This is a genomic window from Pseudomonas syringae (assembly GCF_021606685.1).
Lineage (GTDB): Bacteria > Pseudomonadota > Gammaproteobacteria > Pseudomonadales > Pseudomonadaceae > Aquipseudomonas > Aquipseudomonas syringae_R.
The window spans coordinates 38,444-61,072 of sequence record NZ_WKCB01000027.1 but is presented as its reverse complement, the minus strand read 5'-3'; the positions used below and the strand labels follow the sequence as shown (position 1 = coordinate 61,072).

Sequence of the window (22,629 nt, the reverse complement as noted above, 5' to 3'; positions counted from 1 at the left end):
CTTTGCACCTATCCCCTCGCCCACGACTAGCGTAAAAAAGTGCCCCTTACTCCGTGAAGTCAGAGGCCTGCTATGCCTGTCGCCGTCATTGATGGACAACCGCTGCACTACGTCGACCAGGGCACCGGCCCCGTCGTCCTGCTGGGGTCGAGCTACCTGTGGGGCCGCGAGATGTGGGCGTCGCAGATCGAAGCCCTGTCGCAACAGTACCGCGTCATCGTGCCCGAGCTGTGGGGGCATGGCGACTCGGGCCCGCTGCCCGCGCGCACCCAGTCCCTTGATGACCTCGCACGCCAGGCCCTGGCCCTGTTGGACCACCTGGACATCGCGCAGATCAACCTGGTGGGCCTTTCGGTAGGCGGCATGTGGGGCGCGCGCCTGGCATTGCTGGCGCCCGAGCGGATCAACAGCCTGGTGTTGATGGACACTTACCTGGGCGCCGAGCCCGAGGCGACGCGTCAATACTACTTCTCGCTGTTCAAGATGATCGAAGACGCCGGCGCCATCCCTGAACCGTTGCTGGATGTGATCGCACCGATCTTCTTCCGCCCCGGCATCGACCGCGACAGCGCGCTCTACCTGAATTTTCGCAGCGCGCTACAAGCGTTTTCCCGCGAGCGCCTGCTGCACAGCATCGTGCCCCTGGGTCGGCTGATCTTCAGTCGCGCGGATGTGCTGGAGCAGTTGCCGCGCCTGGACGCCGATACCACACTGGTGATGTGCGGCGAACAGGACAAGCCTCGCCCGCCGGCAGAATCCAAGGAAATGGCTGAGCTGATCGGGTGCAGCCTGATCCTGATCCCTGACGCCGGGCACATCAGCGCCTGCGAAAACCCGGACTTCGTCAATGAGTCGCTGCTGACCTTCCTCGCCAACAATGCCTGACTGCCACCCCCTGTAATCGCTGCCTGAACGCAGCGATTACAGGCGAAAGTGCCCCACCATCCCTTTAAGCTGCGCCCCCAACTGCGCCAGCTGGATGCTGGACGCGGCATTACCCTGCATGCTCAACGCCGACTGATCCGCACTGGCGCGAATGCTGGTGACGCTGCGGTTGATCTCTTCGGCCACCGAGCTTTGCTCTTCGGCAGCCGCGGCAATCTGCTGGTTCATTTGCTGGATCAAAGACACCGCTGCCGCGATGCTGCCCAGGGCACTTTCGGTCTCCAGAGTATCGCTGACCGCCAGTTTCACCAGCTCGCCGCTTTGCTGGATCTGCTGCACCGAGGCCTGTGCCGCGCTGCGCAAGGTGCTGACCAGCCGCTCGATTTCCTCGGTGGATTGCTGGGTGCGCTTGGCCAATGCCCGGACTTCGTCGGCCACCACGGCAAAGCCACGCCCCTGTTCGCCAGCACGCGCGGCCTCAATGGCGGCGTTCAGGGCCAACAGGTTGGTCTGCTCCGCAACACTTTTAATCACACTCAACACGGTGCCGATGTTCTGGATCTCGGCGCTCAGGCTCTCGATGCTGGCACTGGCGCTGGTACTGGACGTGGCGAGCAATTCGATGCGCTGCAGACTCTGGCGCACCACCTGCTGGCCGCTGTCGACCTTGTCGTCCGCCGTCTGCGCCGCTTGCGCTGCCTCTTCGGCATTGCGTGCTACGTCATGCACCGTGGCCGTCATCTGGTTCATGGCCGTGGCCACCTGTTCGGTTTCTTCCTTTTGGCTGCTGACCTCGACATTGGTCTGCTCCGTCACGCTCGACAGCGTGTGCGCCGAACTTGCCAGTTGCTCGATACCCGCCTGCAACCCGCTGACCATCTGGCTCAGGCCACTGCCCATCTGCTGCATGGCCTGCATCAACTGGCCGATTTCATCCCGGCGGGTGACCTCCATGCGCCCGCTCAAATCACCGGCGGCAATCTGCTCGGCCACGGCGATCACACGGCGCAGCGGCGCGACGATCAACCGGGTGATCACCCAGGCTGCTATCAGCCCCACCAGCAAGGCCAGGGCCGACGACCCGATAATCAGCAGCGCGCTTTTCTTGAGTTGCGCCTGCATCGACTGGTCTTCGGCGTCATAGGCCTGGTTGACGCGGCTGACCACCTGCTCGGCGCGATCATGCAATTGTGTGTAGACCACCTTTTCCTGGGCCAACAGGCCGGTGTACTCGCCGAGCTTCTCGCTGAACGCCGCGATATGCCCGGAGACTTCGTTGAGCACCGTCTGGTAGCCGGAATCCTTGACCACCGTTTTCAGTTGCTCGACCTGGGCCAAGGCCTGGTCTGCCTGCTCGATCTTGCCTTGCGCGGCGTCGTCGGCATCCACCTTGCGGCTCTGGTTGAGGCGCACATGGGCTTCGTTCATGGCTTGCAGCATCAAGCGCGACACCTGGCTGACCTGTCCCGCCTGCTCGATGAACTCACTGCCCTCCTTGCCCTGGCTTTCCTTGAGCCCATACGCCCCGTCGTCCGCCAGCCCGGCCTGCAACACGTCGAGGTTATTGGCCACGCTGGACACCGACCAACTGGCCATCTCCAGGGCCAGGTCCTTGGTCTGGGTCAGTTCGACAAATTCATCGAACGCCTTGCGATAGGCCGCCAACGCCTGTTCGACATCGCTCATCACCGGCCCATTGGCGGCCGACTGCGCCTTGAGACTCGCCGCCAGGGCCGCCAGGGCATCGACGCTTTCATGCAGGGCGTCGACCGCCTTGGGGTCGGCGTGCAGCGCGTAGTCCTGTTCGATCAGGCGCACCTTGAGCAAGCCGCTGTTGAGCGACGACATCGTCTTGAGGCCTTCGAAACGCTGCCCCACGGTGTGCAGGGACCACACGCCAATGGCCGCCACCAACGCCGTCAGCAGCAGTACCAGGGTGAAACCCAGGCCCAGTTTTTTTGCCATGCCCAGGTTGGCAAAACGTCGTTGCACGCCCGAAATCATTGGACTTGAATCCTCTCGCAAGGGCAGATGCCATCAAACCCGGTTGACCAGCAGCGAGATTGGCAACCCCAAGGCACTGAGCACAAGACGTTGGCGCCACAATAATGGCAAAAAGCTACACAGCCGTCGTTTTCAGAATGGTCGAGGTCGATCTGGCGGGCCCCATGGCCCGGAACAACGCCAAGGCCCGTTGGTCCGCCGCATAGGCCACATTGATGCGCAGCCACTCGCTGGGTTCACCGCCGGGCGTGAACAACCCCCCTGGCGCCAACAAGACGCCAAGGCGCCGCGCACACGCCTGCAATCGCAAGCGATCGCCCCAACGCGGCCGCGCCCACACGAACATGCCGCCCGCAGGCACGGCGAACACTTCCCACTCTTCGTCCTCCAGCACCTGCAAGGTGTCGGCCATGTGCGTACTCAGCCGTTTGCGCAGGCGTTGCACCCACTTGCGGTAGGTGCCATTGGCCAGCAGCATGGCCACAACCGCTTCAGCAAACCGCGAGGTGCCAAAGCCGGTCAAGGTCTTGAGGCTGGCCAATTGCTCGATGATCGCCGCACTGGCGCTGAGGTAGCCGACCCTCAAGGCACTGCTGAGGCTCTTGGAAAAGCTCGACACGTAGATCACCCGGTCATCATGGGGCAGCGCCGCGAGCCGCGTACAACTGGCGTGCTGCAGATCGCCATAGACATCCTCCTCGATAATCAGGAAGTCCTTGCTGCTCGCCAGTTCCAGCAGGCGTTCAGCCACCGCTCGGCACAGGCTGGTGCCCGTGGGGTTGTGGTACAGGCTGTGAATGAACAGGCATTTGGGCCGATGGCGCTGCAACAGCGCTTCCAATGCAGGGATGTCCGGGCCGCCGCGGGTGCGCGGCACCTCCAGCAACTGCACGCCGTGGAACGCCAACTGGCGATAGAGGTTGCCATAGCCTGGGGTTTCGACCACCACACTGTCACCGGCGCGCAGCAGCGTGCGGATGAGCAGGTCCTGGGCATGGCTGGCGCCTGCGGTGGTGAGGATACGATCCAGCCGGCTGGCGATGTGCGCGTGGGTCAGGCGCTTGAGCAGTTGCTCGCGCAGCGCCGGCAAGCCCAAGGGCGTGCTGTAGTTGAACAGGCCGCCGGTGTCGGTGCGGGTGACTTCACGAATGGCGTAACTGATGTCATCGCTCTCGCGCCAGGCATCCGGCAACCAGCCGCACCCCAGCTTGAGTTCCCCCAACGGATTGTCGGCAAAGTCGCCCCACTCCCGTTCTGCGCCTTCATACCAGTGGCCTTCGTGCGTAACGGGCGGCTGGGCCACTACAAAACCCGAGCCCGGCCGGGTCGCCAGCACCCCTTGCGCAACCATCCGCTCGAACGCCTCGACCACACTGGACTGGCTGAGCAGGTTATCCAGGGCAAATTGCCGGATGGACGGCAGACGCGTGCCGGGGCTCACCCCGTTCTTGCGAATCCACTCGGCCACTGCACTGACGATCTGCTGCACCACCGGTACAAGGGCTTGTCGATCGATCCCTAAATCCATGCGCCACTCACTTCAACTGTCTGTTATTCAACCCGACGAGTTAAGCACAGAAGCCCATGATGGCCGGCGACGAAAACTTATTAAATTATTGATTTTATTAGGTTATTTACCTAGTGATACACATTCACGCAAGGCACTTCGCCAGTTGTGGAAATGCCCCACACCCCCTTTGGCCCTTTTCGAATGAGCCACCACGCGAGGTCCTAGATCGCCGTTGCGCCTCCATCCACCGCCAAGGCCTGGCCGGTGGTGAATGCCGCGCCATCGCTGCACAGGTACAGCACCGCACTGGCGATTTCCTCGACCTTGCCAATGCGCCCGACCGGGTGCATGGCGGCGGCGTAATCGGCTTTGCGCGGGTCGGCTTCATAGGCGCGACGGAACATATCGGTATCGATCACCGCCGGGCACACGGCATTGACGCGGATTTTCTTCTTCGCATATTCGATGGCTGCCGACTTGGTCAGGCCGATCACCGCATGCTTGGAGGCTGCGTAGATGCTCATTTTGGGCGCCGCGCCCAAACCCGCCACCGACGCGGTGTTGACGATCGCCCCGCCGCCCTGGGCCAGCAGCAGCGGCAACTGATGCTTCATGCACAACCACACGCCCTTGACGTTGACACCCATGATGGCGTCGAACTCATCGAGGCTGCCGTCCGCCAGCTTGCCCTTCTCGATCTCGATCCCGGCGTTGTTGAACGCATAGTCCAGGCGCCCATACGCGGCAAGGGTCTGCGCCATCAATTGCTGCACATCCGCTTCAAGGGTGACGTTGCAGCGCACAAACAGCGCCTCGCCACCGGCCTGCTCGATCAGCGCGACAGTGCCCTCGCCGCCCGCCACATCCAGGTCGGCAACCACCACCTTCAACCCTTCGGCGGCGAACGCCAGCGCGGTGGCGCGGCCAATACCGGCGGCGGCGCCGGTTACCAGGGCGACCTGGCCGGAAAACGTCATGCTCATAGGGAATGTCCTTTGGAGGAAAACACGCGGGGTGCGAGTCTAGCCAACGCCGCCACGGGCGCGTCAGCACTATCAAAAGGCCGGTTGGGTCTGCATGAATCGCAGTGATAAGAGCCACTGTGTGACTATCAGCAACGCCTATCGCCCAGCATTCGCGCGTTCGGTGAACCTTGCTCCCGGGCCGCCCAAGGTCTATCACTGGAGGTTCATTTCCAATCAGAGTCGCTGCCATGACCGCCCAGACCAACCGCCAATTCCTGCTCGCCAAGCGCCCGGTCGGCGCGGCCACCCGGGACACCTTCACCTACCAGGAAATGCCGGTTGGCACGCCCCAGGACGGCCAGGTGCTGGTGCGCAATGAATACCTGTCCCTCGACCCGGCCATGCGTGGCTGGATGAATGAGGGCAAGTCCTACATTCCGCCGGTAGGTATCGGCGAAGTCATGCGTGCACTCGGTGTGGGAAAGGTGATTGCCTCGAACAACCCGAAATTCGCGGTGGGGGATTACGTGAATGGTGCGCTGGGCGTGCAGGATTACTTCCTCGGCGAGCCGCGCGGCTTTTACAAGGTTGACCCGAAACTTGCGCCATTACCGCGCTATCTGTCTGCCCTGGGCATGACCGGCATGACCGCCTACTTTGCGCTGCTGGACACCGGTGCGCCCAAGGCCGGCGAAACCGTAGTGATCTCCGGTGCGGCTGGCGCCGTGGGCAGCATTGCCGGGCAGATCGCCAAGATCAAAGGCTGCCGTGTGGTGGGCATTGCCGGCGGCGCCGACAAGTGCAAATTCCTGGTGGATGAACTGGGCTTCGACGCGGCCATCGACTACAAAAGCGAAGACGTGCCCGCCGCCCTCAAGCGCGAGTGCCCCAAGGGCGTGGATGTGTATTTCGATAACGTCGGCGGCGAAATTCTCGACGCGGTCCTCAGCCGCCTGGCGCTGAAAGCCCGCGTGGTGATCTGCGGGGCGATCAGCCAGTACAACAACAAGGAAGCCGTGAAAGGCCCGGCCAACTATCTGTCATTGCTGGTCAACCGCGCGCGCATGGAAGGTTTTGTGGTGATGGACCACGCCGCCAACTTTGCCGCCGCCGGCCAGGAAATGGCCGGCTGGATGGCCCAGGGCAAACTCAAGAGCAAGGAAGATATCGTCGAGGGGCTGGAGACGTTCCCGGAAACGCTGATGAAGCTGTTCAACGGCGAGAACTTTGGGAAGTTGGTGTTGAAGGTCAGCTGATACACCCCCGATCTAACTGTGGGTGATGTAAATGTGGGAGGGGGCTTTCTCCCGATGGCGGTGGTTCAGTCAATAAAGATTTCGACTGTCACACCGCTATCGGGAGCAAGCCCCCTCCCACATTATTTATTGCGTTCGCCTCAGGTATCAGGCGATCTCGGCCACCACCGCCGCCAACGCCTTGGCCGGATCTGCCGCTTGGCTGATCGGGCGACCGATCACCAGGTAGTCGGAGCCCGCGTCCAGTGCCTGACGCGGGGTCAGGATACGGCGCTGATCATCCTGGGCGCTGCCCGCCGGGCGAATCCCCGGGGTGACCAATTGCAGCGACGGGTGCGCCGTCTTGAGGGCCTGGGCTTCCAGCGCCGAGCACACCAGGCCGTCGAGGCCGGCTTTCTGCGCCAGGGCCGCGAGGCGCAATACCTGCTCCTGAGGCTCGATGTCCAGGCCGATGCCGGCCAGGTCTTCGCGCTCCATGCTGGTCAGTACGGTCACACCGATCAGCAGGGGTTTGGGGCCGCTGCGCTGTTCCAGCACTTCACGGCAGGCCGTCATCATGCGCAGGCCGCCCGAGCAGTGCACATTGACCATCCACACGCCCATCTCGGCCGCAGCCTTGACCGCCATCGCGGTGGTGTTGGGGATGTCGTGGAATTTCAGGTCGAGGAACACCTCGAAGCCTTTGTCACGCAGGGTGCCGACGATTTCCGCGGCGCAACTGGTGAACAGTTCCTTGCCGACCTTGACCCGGCAAAGCTTAGGGTCCAACTGGTCAGCCAGCTTCAGTGCGGCGTCACGGGTGGGGTAATCCAGGGCGACGATGATAGGAGTCTGGCAGACGGACATTGGAATGGGCTCTCAGGCAAGTCGAAATCGGCGCGGATTGTAGCGCAAGCGGCGCCGTTGCGGGATCCGATGATCGGTAAATACTGACTAACCGCCATTTGGCGGGCATTTCGGGGAAATGTTTCAAAGCTGATACATTCACGACATGCCCCCAACACGCCCCGCCGCTAGCCTCGCTCGCACGACCCACCGACCAGCACTTCCAGCCATGTGGCTGGGCGCCTATGCTGACCGCAACAACCAGGCAGATGATCGCATTATGCATACCCCTCCCGCCCCCGTGAATGACGAGCAAAAAGCTGCGGTGATCGCTGATGAAAAGCGCTGGAACACCCGCGCGCTGATCGTTGACGACGATGTGCCGATCCGCGAGCTGCTGATCGACTACCTGGCGCGCTTCAATATTCTGGCCACCGGCGTGACCGACGGCGCCGCGATGCGCCTGGCCATGCAAGCCGAAACCTTTGATGTGGTGGTGCTCGACCTGATGCTGCCGGGCGAAGACGGCCTGTCGCTGTGCCGCTGGCTGCGCGCGGAGTCGGATATTCCGATTTTGATGCTGACCGCCCGCTGCGAACCCACCGACCGCATCATCGGCCTGGAGCTTGGCGCCGACGACTATATGTCCAAGCCGTTCGAACCGCGTGAGCTGGTGGCGCGGATCCAGACCATCCTGCGCCGTGTGCGCGATGACCGCACCGAGCAGCGCGCCAATATCCGCTTCGACAATTGGCGCCTCAACAGTGTGTTGCGCCAACTGGTCGCGGACGATGGCCTGGTGGTGCCGCTGTCCAACGCGGAATTTCGCCTGTTGTGGGTGTTTATCGAGCGCCCGCGCCGGGTGCTGAGCCGCGAGCAATTGCTGGACGCCGCCCGTGGACGCTCGATTGAGGCGTTTGATCGCAGCATCGATCTGCTGGTATCGCGCCTGCGGCAGAAACTCGGGGATGACCCCAAGGCTCCGCAACTGATCAAGACCGTGCGCGGCGAAGGCTACCTGTTCGACGCGCGGGATATCGGTTGATGCGAGCCCCGTTCAACACGCTGTTCGGTCGGCTGTTCGGCGTGTTGCTGGTGGCTATCGTGCTGGCCCATGTGCTGGCGATCTCGTGGTTTCGCTATTACGGCCCGCCCCCACCGCCGCCGCAGGAAGCCTTTGTAGAACAGCCGGACGGCACGATGAAGCCGTTGCCCAAGCACAAGCGTCCATGGTTCGGCGGCCCGATCGTGCCGCTGACGTTCCAGTTTATCTCGCTGATCATCGCCGCCTGGTATGGCGCCAAGCTGCTGAGCCGGCCGATCCAGCGCCTGAGTGACGCCGCCGAGCGCTTGAGCCTGGACCTCGACAGCCCACCCCTCGACGAGTCCGGCCCACGGGAGGCCAAACAGGCCGCGTCGACCTTCAACCTGATGCAACGGCGCATCCGCGAACAGGTCAGCCAACGCGCGCGCATGCTCGGGGCGGTGTCCCACGACCTGCGCACCCCGCTGTCACGCCTCAAGCTGCGCCTGGAACAGATCGAGGACACCAAGCTGCAAGGCCAGATGCGCCAGGACCTGAACGACATGATCGGGATGCTCGACGCCACCCTGAGCTACCTGCACGAACAGCGCACCAGCGAAACCCGGCATTGGCTGGATGTGCAGGCACTGGTGGAGTCCATGAGTGAAAACGCCCAGGACCAAGGCGCGGATGTGCAATTTGCCGGCACCTGCGCGCCGTTGCAGGTGCAGCCGATGGCCCTGCGCTCATGCCTCAACAACCTGATCGACAACGCCTTGCGTTATGCCGGCACCGCGCGGATCGAGCTGACCGACAGCCGCGACGCCTTGGTTATCCGCGTGATCGACCATGGGCCGGGCATCGCGGCCGACATGCGCGAGGCGGTGTTCGAGCCGTTCTATCGGCTCGAAGGCTCACGCAATCGCAACTCCGGTGGTGTCGGCCTGGGCATGACGATTTCCAAGGAAGCCGCAGAGCGCCTCGGCGGCCGCCTGAGCCTGGAAGAGACCCCAGGCGGCGGCTTGACCGCTGTGATGTGGTTGCCCCGAGCCTGAAATGTGGGAGGGGGCTTGCCCCCGATGAGGGTGTGTCATTTGATGAGTCTGTTACTGACCCACTGCCATCGGGGGCAAGCCCCCTCCCACATTCGCTTGCACAGGGCAGTTATAGCGGTTTGTCTTCGCGGCGCTGCGCGTGGGTCGCACTCCAGTCCATTAACAGGCTATAAGCCACCGCCAATAGGGTCGGGCCGATAAACAGGCCGATGAAACCAAAGGCAATCAAGCCGCCGAACACACCCAGCAACACGATCACCAGCGGCAGGTTGCCGCCGCGACTGATCAGGTAGGGTTTGAGCACGTTGTCCACGCCGCTGATGATGAACGTACCCCACACCCCGAGGAAGACCGCATAGGTGTAGTCGCCCTTCCATGCCAGCCAGGCCGTGGCCGGGATCCACACCAGCGGTGGGCCCATGGGGATCAGGCTGAGCAGGAATGTCACGATGCCCAGCACCAGCGCGCCCGGCACCCCGGCAATCAGAAAGCCGATCAACGCCAGCACGGCCTGCGCGGCGGCGGTGCCGATCACGCCATTGACCACTCGTTGCACGGTGCCGGCTACCAGTTCGATGTAGTAACCGGCACGGTCGCCGATCAAGCGCTCGAGCAAGCGGTGCACGAACATCGCCAGTCGTGGCCCATCACGATAGAAAAAGAACACGAATACCAGGCTCAGGGTGAGTTCAAGTATGCCGCCGCCGATCTGCGCGCTGCGCGCCAGCAACCAGTTGCCCACCTGCCCCAGGTACGGCTTGATGCTGACCATCAATGCCGCGCCCTGCTGGTCGATACTGTCCCACATCGCCACCAGCCGCTCGCCGACCAGCGGCACCGAGCCCAGCCACGCAGGCGCCTCGGGCAGGCCGTCGACTTGGATGTCCTTGATCAACGCCGTGGCATCGCGCACATGGTCGGCCAGGTTGAACCCCAGCCACACCAGCGGTACCGCCACCAGCAACATCCAGCCTAAGGTCAGGATGCCAGCGGCCAGGGATTCGCGGCCGCCCAGCGCTCGCGTGAGCAAGCGCATCAACGGCCAACTGGCAAAGGCCAGCACCGCACCCCAGAACAGCGCCGACCAGAACGGCGCCATCACCCACAAGCTGGCACCGAACAGCACCAGCAGCAGGATTTGCACCAGCAGGCGATCGTTATTGAGCATCGGGTATCTCTAGAGGAAGGCTGTAGGAAGAGAGCTTAGGCGAACGGCACGGGTCCGTTCACCTTGTGGCGGTCAGCGTATCAGATGCAGGTGCAGACCTTTGGTTTCATCGGTGCCGGTTTCCAGCCGGGCGGCGCGCACGCCCTTGTCGATCAGGGCCAGGCGCCAGGCTTCGGCCGCAGGGCCGGTCAAGCTGACGCGCAACGTGGTATCGAGGTTCAACCCACGGGAAATCAGGGTCAGCCACGTGTCGTCAGGCTCGCCACCGAGCGCAGGCAAATCCAGCTCGCCGGTGCTTTTCAGCTCGCGCAGCAGGGTCGCCGAGGTTGGCAGCAGGTTGCCCAGGGGCGCGTTGGCGTCCAGTTGCTCCACGTGCAGATAGGCCCGGCGATTGCCCCGCGTGATGCCGTACAGCGCCACCAGGGAATTGTCCTGCGGCGCGGCCAGGCGCAAAAGCAGGTATTCCTGCTGGCCGTCGGCCCCTACCAGCTTGGCGTTGCCGAACACTTCATTGGCCCATAGGCTGCTTTCGCCGCAATCGCGGGCCTGGCACCAGAACAGCAGTTGCGCGCCCTGGGCCTGCAAGGCTTCGCGCGTTGCGGTGAACGCGGCACTGGAGGTGTGCTCGGCGGGCAGTTCGTAGGTAATGGCCGTGGCTTGCCCACGGGCGGTGGCCTGGCCTTCGTAACGCAGTTGGCCGCTGATCCTGCGGATCGCGCCCATGGGGTAGATGCGTTCCTTCTCTTCGGCCGGGCGGTAATCGACGATTTGTGCGTCGACCTGACGGGACACCGCAGGCAAATCCTGACTTCCCGGCACATCGGCGGCAAACACCAGGGGGCTGAAGCAACACAGCCCGAGGGCACGGATACATCCTTTACGCAGGCTCATCGGATCAATGAGCCCTGGCCATCGGAGCGCACAGCGGTGTTGAGGTGGTTCATGGTTGACTCCCTTTCAATCCGCCCAGCCTCGGCAGTTGACCGCCCCAAGTCAAGGCGCGGAGAAGAACCGATTGAAACAGTCTGCAACAAGGACCGCGCCAGACTCATCATTCAGGTGCAAATGATGGCCGCCTGGCAGCGTGGTAACCGTGAACGGTAGCTGAGAAAGCAATTCGGGATGTTTCGCCAACATGCCGTCAGCCGCGACCACTAACTGTGTCGGGCAACCCACCCGCTTAACGAACGCCATTGCTTGCTCATCGGTCAGACGCATCGGCGAAGCCAGGGTCAAGCGGCTGTCGGTGCGCCAGGTGTAACCGCCCGCCACCGGCATCAAACCGCGCTGGGCCAGGAGTTCGGCGGCTTCACGGCTGACCGCCACCACGCCTTTCATGCGGGCTTCAACCGCCCGATCGAGGGTGCTGTAGACCGGTTTGCGCTTGTCTTGCAGGTTCAATTGCGCCTGCAAGGCCATGCCCAGCCGCTCGGCTGCGTTCTCGCCGCTGGCGGTGGGCGGGATCACGCCGTCGATCAAGCCCAGGTGCGTGACCCGTTCCGGCAGGGCCCCGGCCAGCACCATCGAGACGATGGCGCCGAGGGAGTGGCCAAGTAATGCAAAACGTTTCCAGCCCAGTTGCTCGGCCACCTGCAGCACGTCGAACACATAGTCCCACAAGGCATAGCCTGCGCCTGCGGGGCGATGCGCCGAATGCCCATGGCCGGCCATATCCAGGGCCACAATGCGCAAGCCGGTCAGCTTGGGCGCCAGCCGCGCAAAGCTGTTGGCGTTGTCCAGCCAGCCATGCAGGGCGATGACCGGCAAGCCGTCCTCGGGCCCGAACAGATGGGCGGCCAACTCGATATGCGGCAGGCTCAGGCGCACTTCTTCGACCGGCGTACTCATGCGCAACTGCGCTCACGGGCTTGCCAGCGGGCGAACAGGTTCTTGATCAAGGTTGCGGTGTCCTGCGGGCGTTCAAGGGGGAACATATGGCCGCCGGGCATGGTGAGCATTTCGCCCATGGGCAGGCGCCCGACGCCGCTGGCGTGGTGACGCATCACCACGCGGCTTTGCCGGCCGCGCACCACCGCCAGCGGCACCTGCAATTGGCGAACCTGGCCAGGGCTGGTATGAGGCACGCCACGGTAGATGCTGATTTCGGTGGCCGGGTCGAAACGCAGGCGCAGGCGATCGCCCACCTGCTCCAGGCCATGTTGCAGGTAGGCGTCGAAGCACTCCGGGTCGAACCCGCGAAACAGCGTCTTGCCGGCAAAGTAGCTGCGCGCGCTCGCCAGGTCGGCGAACTCTTCGCGACGCCCGAGGGTGCGGCCGGCCGGGGTCAGGCGGTCGATAAAGCCGAAACGCTTGGCCGCACGGATCACCCAGCGGTCGGCGCGGGTCAATACCGGCGAGTCGAGCATCACCACCCCGCGATACAACTGCGGGCAACGCATGGCCGCGTGCAGGTGCAGCACGCCACCCAGGGAGTGGCCCACGCCCCAAACCGGCTGTGGTTGCAGCTCCAGGTGGTGAATCAGTTCATCCACCAGGTTCTGCCAGTTATCGTCTACCGGAAACCTGGGGTCGTGGCCGTGCTGCGGCAGATGGGCCACGCTGTATTCCGGGGCCAGGGCGGCAAACAGCTTGCCGTAGGTGGCCGAAGGAAAACCATTGGCGTGAGCAAAAAACACGTGCTGCGACATACCGGACCCATCTACAAGAACAGAGATTGATTGTCACCACGCCAACGCCGCACAGCAATGACTGTAACTGCCAGGAATGATGACACTCACGCCACGCCTATCGTGCCGGCGGGTTCTCACCCAGCGGCACCACGGCCATGGTCAGGCGCGAAATGCAGCTGGCCTTGCCGTCATCGCTGGTCAGGCGGATGTCCCACACCTGGGTGGTACGCCCGATATGAATCGCCTTGGCCACCGCCGTCACGCGCCCGCTGCGCACACCGCGCAAGTGGTTGGCGTTGACCTCCAGGCCCACGCAATAGAACTTGCTCGGATCGACACACAGGTAGGCCGCCATGGAGCCGACGCTCTCTGCCAGGACCACCGACGCGCCGCCATGCAGCAAACCGAAGGGCTGATGGGTACGGTGGTCGACCGGCATACTGGCGGTCAGGGAATCGTCGTCGAAGCTTTCGATGCGGATATCCAGCAACTCACCGATGCTGTTTTTCTGGCCGGCATTCAGTTGCTCGATATTCGGTTGGGTGTGCCACAGGCTCATGGAAATTATCCTTGTTGGTTTTATTACGACCCTAATCCTGCCACACAACCGTCTCGGAACGCTCGCTCCAAACGTGAAACTGTGCACCGTAAGTCGACTCGATCACGGTGCGTTTGATCTTGAGGGTCGGTGTCAGAAAGCCGTTGTCCACCGCCCAGTAGTCTTTCACCACCACCAGCTGGCGCAAGCGCTCATGTTTATCCAGCGCCTGGTTGACCTGCTCCAGCCAACGCTCAAGGCTGCTGCGCAAGGCTTGCCGGTCCTGGCCCGCCGTCACCACGCACAGGCCAAGCGGCGCCGGCAGGCCCTCGCCCACCACGCACACCTGGTCGATGCGCGCATGTTCGGCGAGGCGGTTTTCAATTGGCGCCGGGGCGACGTATTTGCCTTTGCTGGTCTTGAAGATTTCCTTGAGCCGCCCGGTCAGGCGCAGACGCCCGTCGGCGTCCTGCTCGCCCTTGTCGCCGGTGCGCAGGAAACCATCGGCGGTGAGGGCCTCGGCGGTTTTCTGCGGGTCCTTGTAGTAGCCGAGCATGGTCGCACCGCTGCGCACCTGGACTTCACCCGAGGGGTCGATGCGCACCTCGACCCCTGGACAGGGCAGGCCGATCCAGCCAATGCGCTGTTGGCCGGGGCGACAGACGTGGGAGTAGCCGCAGCTCTCTGTCATGCCGTACACCTCCAGCACATCCAGGCCCAGGCGTTGATACCAGCGCAGCAGCGCCTCGGGCACCGGCGCTGCACCGGACAACGCAATGCGCAACGCGTCCAGGCCCAGCCCGACGAGCACCTTGCGGCCCACGCGCTTGCCGATAAAGGGCAGGCCCAGCAGGGTGTCCAGGCGTTTTTGCGGGATCCTGGCATAGACCCCCATCTGGAATTTGCTCCAGATTCGCGGTACGCCAAACAGTGCCGTCGGACGCGCCCGGCGCAGGTCGGTCAGAAACGTCTCGAGGCTCTCGGCGAAAAACACCGTTTGCCCGGTGTAGATCGCCGCCATCTCGACAAACATCCGCTCCGCCACATGGCACAGCGGCAGGTAAGAGAGCAGCCGGTCGCCCTCCCCCAGGCCAAACAACTCGGTGCCATGGGTGGCGGCGAAACCCAGGGCGCCGAAGCTGTGCATCACGCCTTTGGGCAGCCCGGTGGTGCCGGAGGTGTAGATAATGGTGGCCAGGTCCGACGCGTGGGGCAGCGGGTCGTCTTCGATCGGTGGGCAGCCCTGCAGATCGGCCCAGCGGTAATCGAAGGGGCCGACGGGGCACAGCGGCAGGCTGATGGTGCGCAAACCCGCCGGTACGCCAGGGGCCATGGAGGGCCAGTCATCGAGCTTGCCGATAAACACCAGCGCCGCCTCGGAATGGCTCAGCACATGGCCGACGGAATCGGCGGTGAGGTTGGGGTACAGCGGCACCGAGACATGCCCGGCCATCCAGATTGCCAGGTCGGCGATGATCCAGTGCGCGCAGTTTTTCGAGATCAGCGCAATGTGCGAGCCCGGCGGCAATGCCTGGGCGCGCAGCCAATGCGCGGCGCAACGCGCCTGGTGGCCGACATCGCCCCAGGTGAGCATCTGCACCTCGCCCGCGCCAACGGGTTGCACCAGAAAGGTTTGGCGCGGGTGCCGCGCTTCACGTTCGTAGAAGACCTGCAACGGCAAACGAAAAGCGACGGGCATGGGACGCGCTCCTGTGTGGTCCGACGATAGCCAACCAAGCACTTGCTCGGTTGACTATATAGCACACAGATCGCAGCGATGACGCCTAGGGGTTGCTCACCCTCACCAGGCTCATCAGCCCCGCCAGCGGGAAGTCGCCCTCGAGTTCCGCCAGGCTGGCGGTGTACATCGGTTGCGGCTGGCGCAGGTGACCATGTTGCAAAAAGCTGATCAGGCTGCCGACCAATGGCTGATGGCTGACCAGCAGCACATCGTCATCGGTGTCGAGCTTTTCCAGCACCTGCAGCGGGTTGCCGTCGGGTGTCAGCCACGGCACCGTGCGGATCTGCGGCTCAAAGCCCAAAGCCTCACGCACCAGTTGCGCAGTCTGCTGCGCCCGCACATAGGGGCTGGCAATAATCGCGCTCAGCGGCTGGCCGATCAGGTGCGCGGCGCTGCGCAGCACCTCGCCACGGCCGCGCTCGGTGAGGTTGCGTTCGGCATCCGTACGCGCGTGCCCTTCGGCCTCACCGTGGCGCAGGATCCACAGCTTCACAGTTTCGGCTCTTCATCACGCGCCGGGTGCGGCGCCGGCGGCACACTGTGGGCTGGCTCGCCCTCGGGCGCGCGCGGGGTTGGCCAATCGGCGAACGGCCACGGCTTCTGCTCGCTATGGAAGCTGCCAAAGCGGCCGATCTGCGCGAGGAACTGGCTGAGGCTGTCGCCAAAATTCATCAGGCCCAGGTTCGGTGCGCTGTAGACCAGCCGGTAAATCAGTTGCACCACCACCAGCGCGCCGAGCAGGAACTGCGCTACCTGCCACACCAGGGCAAATACCAGCATCCACAGGATGCGCAGGGCAATCGACTCGTACTTGGGGGCTGCTTTGGGATCGTTCATGGCGCGTTCCTCAGTTGAAACCACTGGTGGAAATAAAGTCGACATCGGTTTTCGGCTCTGCCCGCATCAGCAGTTCGATGACCTGGTTCAAGGTGCGCCCTTCAAACAGGATCGCATGCAACCCGGCGACCAGCGGCATGTACACGCCAACTTCCTGGGCCTTGGCCTTGAGCACCTTGAGGGTATTCACGCCCTCGGCCACTTCGCCCAGGCGCGTCACCGCGTCTTCCAGGCTCAAGCCCTGGCCCAGGGCGAACCCAACCTGATAGTTGCGGCTTTTCGGCGAAGAGCAGGTGACGATCAGGTCGCCCACGCCCGCCAGGCCGAGGAAAGTCATCGGGTTGGCGCCCTGGTTCACCGCAAAGCGGGTCATTTCCGCCAGCGCGCGAGTAATCAGCATGCTCTTGGTGTTTTCGCCCATGCCCAGCGCCACGGCCATGCCGGCAATGATCGCGTAGACGTTTTTCAACGCCCCGCCCAGCTCGACGCCAAACCGGTCGCTACTGGCGTAGACGCGGAACGTACGACCATGCAGCACCGCCTGGACGCGCTCGCAGAGTGCTTCGTCTTCACTGGCAACCACGGTGGCGGTCAGTGCGTGTTCGGCGACTTCGCGCGCCAGGTTCGGCCCGGACAGCACGCCAATACGCGCCTGGGGGGCGATTTCTTCGAGGATCTCGCTCATCAGCTTGAAGGTCTGCGCCTCGATGCCCTTGGTCAGGCTGACCAGCATCTTGCCCGCCAGACGTTCGGCATGGGGCGCCAGCACCGAGCGCAACGCGCTGGACGGCAATGCAACAAAACACAGGTCGCAGTCGGTCAGGGTGGCCAGCAGGTCGGTCACCGGCTCGACCGCCGGATGAATCTTGATGCCTTTAAGGTAACGCGGGTTTTCCTGGTGGTCCCGGATGGCTTGGGCTTGCTCGGGGTCACGCATCCACTGGCGTACCGGGTGGCCGTTTTCGGCCAGCAGGTTAGCCACGGCGGTACCAAAACTTCCGCCTCCCAGGACCGCAATAGGGTGCTGTTCAGTCATATGCAATCCGTTAATCCATACCAGTGGCGATGGCGCATTATACGGGCCGACCCGCTTGCGGCCAGCCCCCGTCTCAATTCGTGCGTTTGTCGGAAAATGCGACACTTGTGTGAAGTAAATGCAATGGCGGCGACTGGCAAACGGCACGGCCTCAGTTAACATGGGCGGCTATCCGTAATTATCAAGGCCGCGCCGTGTATCTGGGCCCTCCTCCCCGTTCATCTCTGTTGTTGATGTTGTTGTGCAGTGGCGCCGTGTGGGCTGACGACCTGTTCCTCGACAGCCAGCCGCTGCCGCAAGTGTTGACCGCCACACGCCTCAAGCAATCGGCCGCCGCCGTGCCCGGCAGCATGACCGTGATCGACAGCGAACTGATCAAGGCCAGCGGCGCGCGCGACATCAGCGAATTGCTGCGCCTGGTGCCAGGGATGATGGTCGGCTACACCACCGGCAACCAGGCCGCAGTCAACTACCACGGCACCAGCGCCAGCGATGCGCGGCGCATGCAGGTGCTGATCGACGGCCGTTCGGTGTACCGCGCGGGCCTGGCCACCGTGGACTGGAGCGATATCCCGGTGGCCATGGAGGACATCGAACGCATCGAAGTATTCCGCGGCCCCAACACGGTCAGTTACGGCGCCAATGCGTTGATGGCGGTGGTGAATATCCTCACACGTTCGCCGGCCAACAGCCATGGCTCGCGGGTCAAGGTGGTACGCGGCGAACGCGGCATCAATGACGTCTACGCCAGCCAGGGCGTGGGCTGGGAAACCGGCGACTTGCGCCTGTCCCTGTCCGGGCAACAGGACGATGGTTTCGACAGCGATGCCGCCGGTGCCGACCGCCGCGACAGTCGGCGCCTGAGCCGCTTCAGCCTGGCGGTAAGCCAGACACTCAACGCGCAGCAGAGCATCGACTGGCAGCTGGACGCCAAGGAAGGCACCAACCAACGCCCGTATACCTACACGCCGGTGTTTGCCGATATCACCGAGCGCGGCGACAACTCCGACGTCACCGCCAAGGACTACGCCAGCTCGCTGCGCTGGAATTTCGACTTCAACCCCGAACACAGCCTGTATATCCAGGGCTCGGCCCAGCAATGGAACCGCCGGCAGATCTGGAAAGCCTGCGATGCCAAGGTGTCGTTCAGCCCCGAACTGACGCAGTTGTGGCAGATGAACCCCAACTACGCCGAATTGCTCGCCCGGCACATGGACACCTACAGCCAGGGCACCGCGCCACCGGGCAGCGCCGCCGAGCAGGCGCTGGCCAACCAGGTGCTGGACCAATGGCGCAACGGCGCCAACCAGAGCGTGTGCGGTGACATCGACCAAAGCACCCGCGAAAGCCGCTACGACCTGGAGGTTCAAGACACCCTCAGCCTGTCCGACAGCCTGCGCCTGGTCAGCGGCATGAACTACCGCTACGACCGCGCCGACTCCGACACCTACTTTAACGGCACCCTGGACGACACCACCTGGCGCCTGTTCGGCCAGCTGGAATGGCGTGCCACTGAACACTGGTTGCTGCAGGGCGGCGCCATGTATGAATACACCCGCCTGAGCGGCAACTCGCTGACGCCACGGGTAGCGGTCAACTACCTGATCAACCCGCGCCATGGCCTGCGCGCGGTGTATTCCGAGGCGATCCGTTCGCCGGACATGTTCGAGAACAACGTCAACTGGAGCTACCGCGTCACCAACCTCAGCTCCCCGGCCTATGGGCAGAGCGCCGGCCAGTACTTCGTGAAGACGCGCGGCCCGGGCAACCTCGATAAAGAACTGATGCGCTCGCGGGAATTGGGCTACAACGGTTTCTTTGCCGACATCGGGCTGAACATGGACGTGAAACTGTTCTACGACGAAATCACCAACATGATCAGTTCGCCCCTGCGCAATAACCAGTACATTGCCAGCAACGCCAACAGTTCACGCTTCACCGGTGCCGAAACCCAGTTCGACTGGCGCGTGAGCAATGCCGATCGCCTGCGGTTTACCTATGCTTACGTCGACGCCACGTCCAGCAACCCACTGGACAAAGCCCAAACCGCGCGTAACAGTGGCTCGGCCGGCTGGCTGCGTGAATGGGGGCAAGGCTGGTCCAGTGCGCTGTTCTATTATGGCGACGACGCCCTCAATCAATATCGCTTCGAACGGGTCGACCTGCGGGTGGCCAAGCGCATTGCCATCGGCAACGCCAACGTGGAGCTGGCCGGCATGTTGCAACAACGTCTCGACAACCAGCCCACCACGTGGGCCGACAACAATTACGACCACCGCCACGTCCTCTACTTCAGCGCGGAGTTAGAGTTCTGACATGGGCGACTCGTCACGGATGACCCGCTTCTTTATCTACACGCTCTGGCGACGCGGCCTGCTGCTCGCCTGCCTGCTGCTGGCCACCCCGGCATGGAGCGCCGAGATACTGCTGACCGCCGCCGAAGACGGTGCCGGTGTACAGGCCTTTACCCAGGCCCTGGCCGAGCAACGCCCGCAAGACAGCGTGACCTTTACCCGCCTCACCGACCTGCCTGCCCCCAGCCGCCTGCCAGCCAACACGCGCCTGATCCTGCTGGACCTGCCCGGCCTCGACTGGCGCCTGCAGGACCCCCAGGGTCCGCCGACCCTGGTACTGCGCATCAGCCGGTTGCAGGCCCATGAACGCCCCGGCAGTGCGCAGCACCCGCGGATCAGCCTGTTGTGGAGCGACCCGCCGCTTGCGCGCCAACTGCGCTTGATCACCAGCATCCTGCCGCAGGCGCGGCGGATCGGCGTGCTGTATGGCGCCGAGAGCGAGTTCCTGTTGCCCGAGCTGCGCCAATACGCCACGGCCCTGGCGTTGGAGATCGTGCCGCAGCGCTGGGACAACATTAATGACAGTCGCCCGCTGCAAAGCCTGTTCAGGAACAGCGACGTATTGCTCGGCCTCGATGACCCACAACTGTACAACCCGAAAACCGCGAAGAACCTGCTGCTGAGCAGCTACGCCCAGCAATTGCCGTTGGTGGGCCCGAATGCCGGGTTCGTGCGGGCCGGCAGCCTCGCCAGCACCTACAGCGACCAGGCCGACTGGCTGGCCGTGCTCGACCGCCTGCTCGACCATCCGCCGGCCAACTGGCCGCGCGCCCTGTACCCGGACCACTTCAAAGTCGTGGGCAACCCTCAAGTTGCACGCTCACTGGGGATCGAACAGGTGGACGACGCGAACGTCGCCGCTCGATTGGCCGAAGGAGAAAAACGCCCATGACCTTGCGTCGCCGTTGGGATATCAACACCCGCACCCAGCTCATTACCCTGGGCCCGGCGCTGTTGCTGACGTTGCTGCTGATCAGCTTCTTTACCTTCGTGCGGATCCAGGATTTGCGTCAGGAGCTGGACCACACCGGCCAACTGATCGCCAACCAACTGGCGCCCGCCACCGAATACGGGGTGATCTCCGGCAACAATGACGTGCTCGACAGCCTGCTACGCGCCACGCTGGCCACCCCCCATGTGCGCTTCCTGGAGATCCAGGACAGCAGCGAGAACATCCTGGTGTACGTCGAGCAGCCCTCGGAGAAACACGACCGCTCGCTGTCGGTGAAAGTCTTCCAGGCGCCGATTCGCCTGCAGCATATCCAGTTGGGCAATGACTTTTTCCAGGACAACCTCAACGAACCCAAGGCGCCGCGCGCGGACTACCTGGGCCGGGTGATCGTCGGCATGTCCAACGATGCCTTCAGCCAGCGCCAACAGGAGATCCTGCTCAAGGCCGGCATCCTGGCGTTGTTCGCGCTGCTGTTTACCTTCCTGCTCGCGCGGCGCCTGGCTGCCAGCCTGTCACAGCCGATCAGCGCCATGGGCAACGCAGTAAAAGCCATCCAGCAAGGCGACTACAAAACGCCGCTGCCAATTGTGGATGACTCGGAACTGGGCGACCTGTCACGGCATATCAACAACCTTGCCGAAGGCCTCAACCAGGCCAGCCGCGAACAGCAGCAGGCCATGGCTCAGTTGATCCAGACCCGCGAGGAAGCGGAACGGGCGAACAGCGCCAAATCGGACTTCCTGGCGATGATGAGTCACGAACTGCGTACGCCGATGAATGGCGTGCTGGGCATGCTGCAATTGCTCGAAACCACCGAGATGACCGACGAGCAGACCGAATACGCGGCGCTGGCCTCGGAGTCCACCGAGCACTTGCTCAAGGTCATCAACGATATTCTCGACTTCTCGCGCATCGAGCGCGCCGCCCTGGAGTTGGAGCACATTCCGTTCAACCTCGCCGACCTGATCAGCAGTTGCGCCCAGGCTTTCCAGCACAGCGCCCAGCAGCGTGGGCTGACGCTCACCCTGCCGATCCCGCCGGGCCTGGATGCATTGCGGGTCCAGGGCGACCCGACCCGCATCCGCCAGATCCTGGTGAACCTGATCGGCAATGCCCTCAAGTTCACCGAACACGGCACCGTCAGCGTGGAACCGCACTGGCAGACCCTCGACCATGAGCTGGTGTGGTTCACCTGCACCGTGCGCGACAGTGGCATCGGGATTTCCGCCGAGCGCCTGGAATTGATGTTTGATGCGTTCCAGCAGGCCGACAGTTCCATTTCAAGACGTTACGGCGGCACCGGCCTGGGCCTGCCCATCGCCCGCACCCTGGCTGAACGCATGGGCGGCACCCTGCGCGCCCAGAGCGAAGAAGGCCGCGGCTCGGTGTTTACCCTCGAAATCCCGCTGGCCATCGACCAGCAGAGCGTGCCGGCGATCGCCGCCAACGCCGACGGTAAAACCGGCGCCGGTAACGGCCGTCACGTGTTGCTGGTGGAAGACAACCCGGTCAACCGCACGGTGGTCGAAGCCATGCTGCGCAGCCTGGGCTTTGAAGTCAGCCTGGCGACCGATGGTGTCGAAGCGATCCGCAGCGCCGAAAGCCTGATTTTCACGGCGATCCTGATGGATTGCCGGCTGCCGCTGATCGACGGCTACGAAGCCACCCGGCAGATTCGCCAGCTGCCGGGCTGTTCCGACCTGCCGATCATCGCGCTGACGGCCAACGCATTGCAGGGTGACCGTGAAGCCTGTCTCGCAGCGGGAATGAACGATTACCTGGCCAAGCCGTTCAAACGTACGGATTTGCAGCAAATACTGCAGCGCTGGGTGCAATAGCGCCGCGCCAT

At 63.4% G+C, this 22,629-nt stretch carries 20 protein-coding genes and 1 pseudogene; 7 read left to right on the top strand and 14 right to left on the bottom strand.

Features of this window, described 5'->3' with window-relative positions; translation table 11 throughout:
* The first annotated feature begins 72 nt into the window (after positions 1 to 72).
* Positions 73 to 885, top strand: a complete 813-nt coding sequence (locus GIW02_RS13000; protein WP_236410934.1) for an alpha/beta fold hydrolase — start codon at positions 73 to 75, stop codon at positions 883 to 885.
* Between the two features lie 36 nt (positions 886 to 921).
* Here GIW02_RS13000 and GIW02_RS27295 read toward each other — a convergent pair whose 3' ends face one another.
* The 4 genes and pseudogenes from GIW02_RS27295 to GIW02_RS12985 all read right to left on the bottom strand — a co-directional run bounded on the left by GIW02_RS27295 (position 922) and on the right by GIW02_RS12985 (position 5,382).
* Complete coding sequence (locus GIW02_RS27295; RefSeq protein ID WP_456361670.1) at positions 922 to 1,626, bottom strand: methyl-accepting chemotaxis protein; 705 nt, start codon at positions 1,624 to 1,626, stop codon at positions 922 to 924.
* 204 nt (positions 1,627 to 1,830) lie between these two features.
* Positions 1,831 to 2,007, bottom strand: a pseudogene (locus GIW02_RS27290) (HAMP domain-containing protein); the annotation flags it as partial.
* A 997-nt stretch (positions 2,008 to 3,004) separates the two neighbouring features.
* Positions 3,005 to 4,417, bottom strand: coding sequence for an aminotransferase-like domain-containing protein (locus tag GIW02_RS12990; protein WP_236410936.1), 1,413 nt, complete (start codon positions 4,415 to 4,417; stop codon positions 3,005 to 3,007).
* A gap of 203 nt (positions 4,418 to 4,620) precedes the next feature.
* Positions 4,621 to 5,382, bottom strand: coding sequence for an SDR family oxidoreductase (locus GIW02_RS12985; protein WP_236410937.1), 762 nt, complete (start codon positions 5,380 to 5,382; stop codon positions 4,621 to 4,623).
* A gap of 230 nt (positions 5,383 to 5,612) precedes the next feature.
* Between GIW02_RS12985 and GIW02_RS12980 the strand changes: the two genes are divergently transcribed.
* The gene (locus GIW02_RS12980; RefSeq protein WP_236410938.1) at positions 5,613 to 6,620 is read left to right on the top strand and encodes an MDR family NADP-dependent oxidoreductase; all 1,008 of its coding nucleotides are present in this window, start codon (positions 5,613 to 5,615) and stop codon (positions 6,618 to 6,620) included.
* A 147-nt stretch (positions 6,621 to 6,767) separates the two neighbouring features.
* On the opposite strand, the gene pyrF is transcribed toward GIW02_RS12980, so the two are convergent.
* Positions 6,768 to 7,466: an orotidine-5'-phosphate decarboxylase gene (pyrF, locus tag GIW02_RS12975; protein WP_017734306.1), complete on the bottom strand. Its 699-nt coding sequence runs from the start codon at positions 7,464 to 7,466 to the stop codon at positions 6,768 to 6,770.
* Positions 7,467 to 7,725: 259 nt separating this feature from the next.
* Between pyrF and GIW02_RS12970 the strand changes: the two genes are divergently transcribed.
* Both GIW02_RS12970 and GIW02_RS12965 read left to right on the top strand, forming a co-directional pair.
* The gene (locus GIW02_RS12970) at positions 7,726 to 8,490 is read left to right on the top strand and encodes a response regulator transcription factor (RefSeq protein WP_236410939.1); all 765 of its coding nucleotides are present in this window, start codon (positions 7,726 to 7,728) and stop codon (positions 8,488 to 8,490) included.
* The gene (locus tag GIW02_RS12965) at positions 8,490 to 9,524 is read left to right on the top strand and encodes a sensor histidine kinase (protein ID WP_236410940.1); all 1,035 of its coding nucleotides are present in this window, start codon (positions 8,490 to 8,492) and stop codon (positions 9,522 to 9,524) included. Before GIW02_RS12970 ends, GIW02_RS12965 begins: the two co-directional genes overlap by 1 nt.
* A gap of 109 nt (positions 9,525 to 9,633) precedes the next feature.
* Here the strand turns inward: GIW02_RS12965 and GIW02_RS12960 are convergent, their stop codons facing one another.
* The 9 genes from GIW02_RS12960 to GIW02_RS12920 all read right to left on the bottom strand — a co-directional run bounded on the left by GIW02_RS12960 (position 9,634) and on the right by GIW02_RS12920 (position 17,474).
* Entirely contained in the window at positions 9,634 to 10,692 is a 1,059-nt protein-coding gene (locus tag GIW02_RS12960) for an AI-2E family transporter (protein WP_236410941.1), read from the bottom strand.
* 72 nt (positions 10,693 to 10,764) lie between these two features.
* Positions 10,765 to 11,583, bottom strand: a complete 819-nt coding sequence (locus tag GIW02_RS12955; protein WP_236410942.1) for a DUF4892 domain-containing protein — start codon at positions 11,581 to 11,583, stop codon at positions 10,765 to 10,767.
* 102 nt (positions 11,584 to 11,685) lie between these two features.
* Complete coding sequence (locus GIW02_RS12950) at positions 11,686 to 12,540, bottom strand: alpha/beta fold hydrolase (RefSeq protein WP_236410943.1); 855 nt, start codon at positions 12,538 to 12,540, stop codon at positions 11,686 to 11,688.
* Complete coding sequence (locus GIW02_RS12945; RefSeq protein WP_236410944.1) at positions 12,537 to 13,340, bottom strand: alpha/beta fold hydrolase; 804 nt, start codon at positions 13,338 to 13,340, stop codon at positions 12,537 to 12,539. Before GIW02_RS12945 ends, GIW02_RS12950 begins: the two co-directional genes overlap by 4 nt.
* A gap of 97 nt (positions 13,341 to 13,437) precedes the next feature.
* Complete coding sequence (locus tag GIW02_RS12940) at positions 13,438 to 13,881, bottom strand: hotdog fold thioesterase (RefSeq protein WP_122675635.1); 444 nt, start codon at positions 13,879 to 13,881, stop codon at positions 13,438 to 13,440.
* 31 nt (positions 13,882 to 13,912) lie between these two features.
* Positions 13,913 to 15,559 carry an AMP-binding protein gene (locus GIW02_RS12935; RefSeq protein ID WP_236410945.1) on the bottom strand — a complete coding sequence of 549 codons (1,647 nt, stop codon included), beginning with the start codon at positions 15,557 to 15,559 and terminating at the stop codon, positions 13,913 to 13,915.
* 85 nt (positions 15,560 to 15,644) lie between these two features.
* Positions 15,645 to 16,094 (bottom strand): phosphohistidine phosphatase SixA, encoded by a 450-nt coding sequence (sixA, locus tag GIW02_RS12930; protein WP_236410946.1) that lies wholly within the window; start codon positions 16,092 to 16,094, stop codon positions 15,645 to 15,647.
* Positions 16,091 to 16,438 (bottom strand): DUF4389 domain-containing protein, encoded by a 348-nt coding sequence (locus tag GIW02_RS12925; RefSeq protein WP_236410947.1) that lies wholly within the window; start codon positions 16,436 to 16,438, stop codon positions 16,091 to 16,093. Before GIW02_RS12925 ends, sixA begins: the two co-directional genes overlap by 4 nt.
* Positions 16,439 to 16,448: 10 nt before the next feature.
* On the bottom strand, positions 16,449 to 17,474 hold the full coding sequence (locus tag GIW02_RS12920; RefSeq protein ID WP_236410948.1) for an NAD(P)H-dependent glycerol-3-phosphate dehydrogenase: 1,026 nt from the start codon (positions 17,472 to 17,474) through the stop codon (positions 16,449 to 16,451).
* Between the two features lie 194 nt (positions 17,475 to 17,668).
* Between GIW02_RS12920 and GIW02_RS12915 the strand changes: the two genes are divergently transcribed.
* Genes GIW02_RS12915 through GIW02_RS12905 form a run of 3 tightly spaced genes read left to right on the top strand, consistent with a single transcriptional unit; the run spans position 17,669 to position 22,618 of the window.
* On the top strand, positions 17,669 to 19,789 hold the full coding sequence (locus GIW02_RS12915; RefSeq protein ID WP_456361669.1) for a TonB-dependent receptor plug domain-containing protein: 2,121 nt from the start codon (positions 17,669 to 17,671) through the stop codon (positions 19,787 to 19,789).
* Position 19,790: 1 nt separating this feature from the next.
* The gene (locus GIW02_RS12910; protein ID WP_236410949.1) at positions 19,791 to 20,720 is read left to right on the top strand and encodes an ABC transporter substrate-binding protein; all 930 of its coding nucleotides are present in this window, start codon (positions 19,791 to 19,793) and stop codon (positions 20,718 to 20,720) included.
* A complete protein-coding gene (locus GIW02_RS12905; RefSeq protein ID WP_236410950.1) occupies positions 20,717 to 22,618 on the top strand; it encodes an ATP-binding protein in 1,902 nt (633 codons plus the stop codon). The genes GIW02_RS12910 and GIW02_RS12905 overlap by 4 nt, the downstream gene beginning before the upstream one ends.
* The last annotated feature ends 11 nt before the right edge of the window (positions 22,619 to 22,629 follow it).

Excerpts from the sequence above, each read along its gene's own strand:
- GIW02_RS13000 (WP_236410934.1), top strand. The coding sequence starts at position 73 with ATGCCTGTCGCCGTCATTGATGGACAACCGCTGCACTACGTCGACCAG.
- GIW02_RS27295 (WP_456361670.1), bottom strand. The coding sequence starts at position 1,626 with ATGACGGCCACGGTGCATGACGTAGCACGCAATGCCGAAGAGGCAGCG.
- GIW02_RS12990 (WP_236410936.1), bottom strand. The coding sequence starts at position 4,417 with ATGGATTTAGGGATCGATCGACAAGCCCTTGTACCGGTGGTGCAGCAG.
- GIW02_RS12985 (WP_236410937.1), bottom strand. The coding sequence starts at position 5,382 with ATGAGCATGACGTTTTCCGGCCAGGTCGCCCTGGTAACCGGCGCCGCC.
- GIW02_RS12980 (WP_236410938.1), top strand. The coding sequence starts at position 5,613 with ATGACCGCCCAGACCAACCGCCAATTCCTGCTCGCCAAGCGCCCGGTC.
- pyrF (WP_017734306.1), bottom strand. The coding sequence starts at position 7,466 with ATGTCCGTCTGCCAGACTCCTATCATCGTCGCCCTGGATTACCCCACC.
- GIW02_RS12970 (WP_236410939.1), top strand. The coding sequence starts at position 7,726 with ATGCATACCCCTCCCGCCCCCGTGAATGACGAGCAAAAAGCTGCGGTG.
- GIW02_RS12965 (WP_236410940.1), top strand. The coding sequence starts at position 8,490 with ATGCGAGCCCCGTTCAACACGCTGTTCGGTCGGCTGTTCGGCGTGTTG.
- GIW02_RS12960 (WP_236410941.1), bottom strand. The coding sequence starts at position 10,692 with ATGCTCAATAACGATCGCCTGCTGGTGCAAATCCTGCTGCTGGTGCTG.
- GIW02_RS12955 (WP_236410942.1), bottom strand. The coding sequence starts at position 11,583 with ATGAGCCTGCGTAAAGGATGTATCCGTGCCCTCGGGCTGTGTTGCTTC.
- GIW02_RS12950 (WP_236410943.1), bottom strand. The coding sequence starts at position 12,540 with ATGAGTACGCCGGTCGAAGAAGTGCGCCTGAGCCTGCCGCATATCGAG.
- GIW02_RS12945 (WP_236410944.1), bottom strand. The coding sequence starts at position 13,340 with ATGTCGCAGCACGTGTTTTTTGCTCACGCCAATGGTTTTCCTTCGGCC.
- GIW02_RS12940 (WP_122675635.1), bottom strand. The coding sequence starts at position 13,881 with ATGAGCCTGTGGCACACCCAACCGAATATCGAGCAACTGAATGCCGGC.
- GIW02_RS12935 (WP_236410945.1), bottom strand. The coding sequence starts at position 15,559 with ATGCCCGTCGCTTTTCGTTTGCCGTTGCAGGTCTTCTACGAACGTGAA.
- GIW02_RS12925 (WP_236410947.1), bottom strand. The coding sequence starts at position 16,438 with ATGAACGATCCCAAAGCAGCCCCCAAGTACGAGTCGATTGCCCTGCGC.
- GIW02_RS12920 (WP_236410948.1), bottom strand. The coding sequence starts at position 17,474 with ATGACTGAACAGCACCCTATTGCGGTCCTGGGAGGCGGAAGTTTTGGT.
- GIW02_RS12910 (WP_236410949.1), top strand. The coding sequence starts at position 19,791 with ATGGGCGACTCGTCACGGATGACCCGCTTCTTTATCTACACGCTCTGG.
- GIW02_RS12905 (WP_236410950.1), top strand. The coding sequence starts at position 20,717 with ATGACCTTGCGTCGCCGTTGGGATATCAACACCCGCACCCAGCTCATT.